Annotated in this window: 3 protein-coding genes and 1 pseudogene; 1 reads left to right on the top strand and 3 read right to left on the bottom strand. The window is 65.4% G+C overall.

Annotated elements, in window-relative coordinates; translation table 11 throughout:
* Nucleotides 1–104: 104 nt before the first annotated feature.
* Nucleotides 105–3,461: a DEAD/DEAH box helicase gene (locus AWB78_RS41150; protein ID WP_062612878.1), complete on the bottom strand. Its 3,357-nt coding sequence runs from the start codon at nt 3,459–3,461 to the stop codon at nt 105–107.
* A gap of 76 nt (nt 3,462–3,537) precedes the next feature.
* On the bottom strand, nt 3,538–4,716 hold the full coding sequence (locus AWB78_RS41145; RefSeq protein WP_062612876.1) for a tyrosine-type recombinase/integrase: 1,179 nt from the start codon (nt 4,714–4,716) through the stop codon (nt 3,538–3,540).
* A 175-nt stretch (nt 4,717–4,891) separates the two neighbouring features.
* On the opposite strand from AWB78_RS41145, the gene AWB78_RS41140 reads away from it, so the two are divergent.
* A complete protein-coding gene (locus AWB78_RS41140) occupies nt 4,892–5,881 on the top strand; it encodes a DNA-binding protein (protein ID WP_074173705.1) in 990 nt (329 codons plus the stop codon).
* A gap of 38 nt (nt 5,882–5,919) precedes the next feature.
* On the opposite strand, the pseudogene AWB78_RS44715 reads toward AWB78_RS41140, so the two are convergent.
* Nucleotides 5,920–6,088, bottom strand: a pseudogene (locus tag AWB78_RS44715) (ATP-binding protein); the annotation flags it as partial.
* Nucleotides 6,089–6,129 lie beyond the last annotated feature (41 nt).

The following is a 6,129-nucleotide window of genomic DNA, read 5'->3' as shown; positions in this document are numbered from 1 at the left end:
AGCCCTGTAACCAGCCTGCATCGTCTATCCTCCGGATCCATTGCATCTTAACAGTGCCGCTTCCCACCACCCAGCACCGCCGGGAAGTTATTTCTCACTCGTTCCTAAGTTTCAGTGCCAGTCCTTATGCGCGAGCCAGACTTGGGGGCCGACGATCGTGCGGGCACGCCGGGAATGGGTTCGAACAGCGCTTCGAGATCATCGGCTGAGAACTTGGCGGTACTGGCAGCATCGTCGGAGAGGATCGCATTGGCCAGTGCAGCCTTCTTTTCCTGGAGGGCGACGATTTTTTCCTCCACGCTGCCAGCGGTGATTAGCTTGTAGACAAACACGGGCTTGTCCTGTCCAAGCCGGTGCGCGCGATCGGTCGCCTGGTTTTCCACGGCCGGATTCCACCACGGATCATAGTGGATGACGGTGTCGGCTGCGGTCAGGTTCAGACCCACGCCTCCAGCCTTCAGGCTGATGAGGAAGAGCGGCACCTCGCCCTGCTGGAAGCGGCGGACCGGGGCCGCACGATCGACCGTCTCGCCGGTCAGGATAACGTAGGGGATCCCGGCCTTGTCGAGCGCGGAAGCGATGAGATCGAGCATGCTGGTGAACTGCGAGAAGAGTAGGATGCGGCGACCTTCCTCGATGAGTTCAGGCACCATCTCGAGCAGCAGCGCAAGCTTGGCTGATTCATTCACGCGAGCCGCCTGCGTGGTCTTGAGCAACCCTGGATCGCAGCAGACCTGCCGTAGCTTGAGCAGCGCGTCGAGCACGACCAGATGGCTGCGCGCCAGACCGTTGACGGCGATCGCATCGCGCACCTTCTTCTGCATTGTGGCCCGCACGGTCTCGTACAGATCGCGCTGTGCACCTTCCAGCTCGACCGTGCGCACGATGGTGGTCTTCGGCGGCAGTTCAGTGGCCACTTCGTCCTTGCGCCGGCGCAGCATGAAGGGGCGTAGGCGGCGCGCGAGCAGTTCACGTCGCACCGTATCGCCGCCTTTTTCGATCGGAGTGCGCCAGCGCCGCGTGAAATCGTCACGTGAGCCCAGAAACCCGGGGAGCAGGAAATCGAACTGTGCCCACAGTTCGCCCAGGTGATTCTCCAGGGGCGTACCGCTCAGGCACAGCCGGTGTCTTGCCCGCAGGGCGCGAATGGTCGCGGCGGCCCGGGTGGCCGCGTTCTTGACGTATTGGGCCTCGTCCAAAATCAGCAGGTGGTACTCGTGCTGCACAAGGACGTCCTCGTCACGCCAGGCGAGTGCGTAGGTCGTGAGCACGAGGTCATGATCCGCGATCTCCTCGAAACGAGCGTGGCGTTGCGCGCCATGCAGGTTCAGCACGCGCAGCGCGGGCGCGAAGCGTTGCGCCTCGTCACACCAGTTATGTACGAGCGTGGTGGGCACGACAATCAGCGCGGGCTGTCCGAGCCGGCCGGCCTCCTTTTCGGCGAGAATGTGCGCGAGCGTCTGCACCGTCTTGCCCAGGCCCATGTCGTCGGCCAGCACGCCGCAGAGGTTGTGTTCGCGCAGGAACTGCATCCAGGCGAGCCCCTGACGCTGATAACCACGCAGTTCAGCCTGCAGTCCTCGTGGCACGGTTGCCCCGGCGACACCGGGCTCGCTCATCAGGCGCCGTGCAAGTTGACGGACCGACTCGTTGCCATGAAACTGCCAGCGGCCGGTATCGTCGAGCGCCGCCAGGCGTGCGGCATCCCACCCGGGAATCTGCATGCCGCTGCCGATGTGCTCGAGTAGATCGACCAGGACACGTACGATCGGTTTCAAGCGCCCGGCCAGCAGGCGCAGCCGCTCGTTGCGCGGCGCCCTCAGCTCCACCGCCTCATCGTCGGCAATGCTCTCAAGCCGCCCCGAGAGCCAACGCCCGTCCCGCGCAAAAAGGCTGGCCAGCAGAGGCTCAAGGCGCACCCTCTCGCCATTGACCGTAATGCCCATCTCGACGTCGAACCAGCCTTCGTCGGTCTGCCGCAGGCTGCCCTCGATCGCGTCGATCTCGATGACGTTGTGGCGGAATTCCGGCGTCATCTCGACCTGCCAGCCCTTCTCGCGAAGCGCGGGTAGTGCATACGTCATGAAGCCGGACCAGCCGGTCTCCTGGGCGGGTTCGAGCATGCCCTGCGGAAACGGTCTCGGGCCATGGGCCTGGTTGGGTGGAATGGCACGCAGGCCGACGCGCTGCAACTCTGTCAGCCGGCGCTTCTCACCAACGGCATCGCGCTGGATCTGCAAGACCTCACCATTCGCACCGAGACGGATGAGCGCCGTCTCGCCTCGCGCGGGAATGCGTTCGCCGTCATAGTCAAAGCTCACGGTCGCAAAGTCGAGCTCATCGTGCGACCTTGTCGACGGCCAGCTCATGTTCCAGGTCGGCCACGTATCGAGCGCGAGCACCGGGACCGGCGCGCAGCCGATCATGCGCACGCGCGACTGGTCATGCGCGGGCGGCAGCGGCAGGCCGGGGGCCACTTCGCGCAGCACGTTACCCACAAGCGGCGCCTCGTCGAGGGTGATGGCGGGCATCGAGAGTACGTCAGCGATATTCCGGGCGGGCCCGGCCAGCTCGACTGGACCGGCAACGCCGGCCTGGGCATCCAGATACCAGCAGGGCTGCGTCGTCGTGATGAGCGCGGGGGCGGCTGGCTCGGTTTGCAGCACGGGACGCACTCGCATGTCGGGCAGTTTCTGCCAGGCAAGGTGCCCCGGTCGGGTCGGACCGCCCTGTAGCGGGCAGGGTTCTGCGTAATCCGTGCTGCTGGCCGCGGGGAAAGCAAAGACGCGGCCGGTGGCAACGAGTTTTTCGAGCAGGGCTGCGCCCGTGGTGCCCTGCAGGGAGAACTGGCCGCCAAAGGAGTCACGCGAGCGCCCCAGCCACAGGCCGCGCAGGATCGGCAGATCGTCTTCACTGACGAATTTCGGCGGCTTGACGAGCGCTTTCTCGATGTTGTACCACGCGTCATCGAGCGAGCGAATCGTGCCGTCGGTGCTCACGCGTGACTTGTAGATCACGATCTGCGAATAGCCCTCGTACGCGCCGGTAATCACGTAGGCAAGCGCATGCGAGGCTCGAGGGCTCGCCCGCTTGCCAGCCGAAGATGGGTCCAGATTCCGGGTCCGGAAACCTTCGAGCCAGCTCACCAGTTCGGGGCGCACTCCGGTGATGGCCTGCCGGGAAACATGGGTCAGGCCCGCGAGCAGGAGCGCGGCGACGTGCTTGCAGTGGCCGCCGACCGGGCAGGAGCATTCGCTCTCGATCCAAAGGTCGTCGTCGGGGTCGTTGAACCAGACCCGTACGTTGTAGGGTCGCGAGCGGGTGCCCTGTACCTTGCAGACAAGGATATCGTTACCCTGCCACTGTAAATCCGAGACAGCCTGCCCATAGTCGCGCGCCTTCGCGACCGTGTAGGCGTCTAGCCATGCGGTGATCTGTTTCCGGTCGTATGGGATGGCCATTAGCGGGAGATCCTGATCAGTCGTACTTCGAGGCGCTTGCAGGTCTGCCTGGGTGCAGGCTGAAGCGCTGCGTATTTTACGCGGGCACGTCATCCGCTTGGGCGGCGGGATGTGTTGGGGTGTGCGCATCCGTGGTCTGCGCGTGCCGGCGGTCGTCTTCCGCGTGCAGGTAAAGCCCCGTCGTCTCGATTGAGGCATGCCGCAGGTTTCTCTGGATAAAGCGGATGTCGGTGCCGGCGTCGGCCTGGTGCGAGGCTGCCGAGTGCCGGAGCCAGTGCGTGGAGGCGCGCCGCAGGGTTGCCGCCCCGACGGGGTCGGTCGCAGCGAGCGCATCGGCCGCGCGCAGGAATACTTCCTTCGCAATCAGGTAGATTGCGGTCGGCGTCAGATGCCGCCGGGGGTCACCGGCGATGCTCATCACGGCCGGGGAGATCTCATCGGGCGCGGGCGCTGGCGGCAGGCCGCAGAAGGTGCGGTAGCGGGCGAACTCGGTCATCAACGGGTCGCTCACGGGCACCTCTCCCTCGGTGCCCCCCTTGCCGAGCACATGCAACCACCAGCGCCCGCGCCGCTGGAAGAAGTCGGCTGCCTTCGCGTGAGCGGCTTCGCTTGCGCGCAGCGCCGTGTGATACAGCAGCCGCACCAGCCAGCGGCTGCGCTCGTAGTGCTGGCATTCGCGCGGCGTGTCGCGTGGCCAGCGCTCCACCGAGTCGATCACGCTCTGCCAGAGCGCGTGATCGAGGTAGCGCTCGATGCGGCGCGTGCGTGCAGTGGACGTTGGGCGCGAGCGGCGCAGTGCCAGCGGGTTGCCGGCGAGATAGCCGGCAGCGACCAGGTAATTGAGCAGGCCGCAAAGGATGCCGAGGGCCTGTCGCTGGCTGCGCTCCGAGAGTGGTCCGTCAAACAGGCGCCGGGCGCCGCCGCGACGCGGCAGCGCCGGATCGGCCCAGTCTGCGGTGGGATCGGCCAGAAACCGTTCATAGAGCAGGAAATCCTCACGCGTGAGGCTCGCAAGCGGCTTGCCAAGGGTCCGGGTGGCCCACAGAAGCAGGCGCACGGCTTCCTTGCGATAGCTGCGCAGGGTGTGCGGCGAGCCCGCGTATTCCGCGAGCCACAGGCGCACGGCCTCAACGTCCGTGTCGGCGGCGATTTGCCGGTGGACACCGTGTGCGCGGTTGGTGCCGTCACGGCCGTCGAGGGCGGCAGGCAGGGCGAGCGGCAGGATCGCCTCGGGGGCTGTGGCGGGCAGGTTCATAGCAGACGCGTTTCGAAAGGGCGATGCCGCAGCGTACACCGGAGATACTTGCGATTAGGGGGCTTATCATAAATTTATCGCATTTATCGTTATATATATAACGATATACATTGATATACGATTATACTCGCTGCAACAAGTCAACCCCGCATGCCTTTTACGCCGCCATCGGTCCATGAGCCGCATCAGCGACACCCGCATCCGCACCCGCGAGGCCGCCGCCCATCTGGTAGCCGCCGGCCGGCATCCGCACGAACTCACCGTCGATCTCATCTATGCCGAGATCCGCCAGGGTAGCCGCACCACGATCAACGACGAACTGAAGCTCTGGAAGGACGAGCAGGCTCGCAACGATGCGCTGGCCGCCGCGTTGCCTGCACCCGTCGCGGACGCGATGCGCTTGCTTTGGGCGCTCGCCGTCAAGCATGGCGAGCAGGTGTTCGCTGCGCGCGGCGAGGAACTCGAGCACGAGGCGGCCGATGCCACCGCGCGCGCCGAATCGCTGGCCATCGCGCTGACGGCATTGGAGGCCCAGGCGCAAACGCTGCGTACGCAGCTCGAGGAACGCGAGATACGGCTCGCCGCGGCGGCCGCCGAGCTGGCTCGGACTCAGGCCGAACGCGCGGCAGCCCTCCAAACGGCGCAGGCCGTCGCGACCGAGCGTGACGCCGCACGCACCGAGGCTCAGCAGGCGCAGCAGGTGCTCCAGGACGCTCATGCGCGCGCACTCGAGGAGTTACGGACGGAGCATGCCGTGCGCGAGGCCGCCTTGCGCGCGCAGATCGACCAGGCGGCCTCGCGGCTCGAAAGCGTGCAGAAGCACGTCATGCTGCAAACCGAAGAGGCGCGCGATGCCCAGCGGCGCGCGGAAACGGCGCTCACCAAGGCGCGGCAGCGTAATGAGCAACTCGTCGGCGACGCCCAGCGGCTCGCGGCCGAAGCGGCTGAGCAGCGACGCCTGGCCGAGCGCCACGAGAAGCAGCTCGCAAGCGTCATCGACGAGGCGCGCGAGTTACGGCGCGAACGCGACACGCTCGCGCAGCAGGTCGCTTCGCTCCAAGGGCAGCTCAAGGAGCTCAAGGCCCACCCACAACCGGCAACTCACGGCCAGGCAAAACGAAATCCTGATTCCCGTGGCGCGCGTTCAAGAACAAAAATGTCATGACCGCTTTGCCCCGCCTCGCGATCCTCACTCGCGCCGAAATCGCGCCGTGCGATCTCGTCCTGGATGAGCAACGTCAGGAAGTCGGTATAGGCGAGCTTACGGTCGATGGCTTCACGGTTACGTGCTTCGAGGGTGTCGAGGATGCCGGACAGTCGCAGACAGTCGCAATTGCTTAAGGGAAGACGTGAGTTTGGGAATTGGATTCATGTTCAATGGATCAGGAGAGTCTGAGTATCGCGGCAGAAGCG

The organism is Caballeronia calidae, from assembly GCF_900044055.2.
GTDB classification, from domain to species: Bacteria; Pseudomonadota; Gammaproteobacteria; order Burkholderiales; family Burkholderiaceae; genus Caballeronia; species Caballeronia calidae.
Note: the sequence above shows the minus strand (reverse complement) of the source record. Positions and strands in the feature narration are given on the sequence as shown.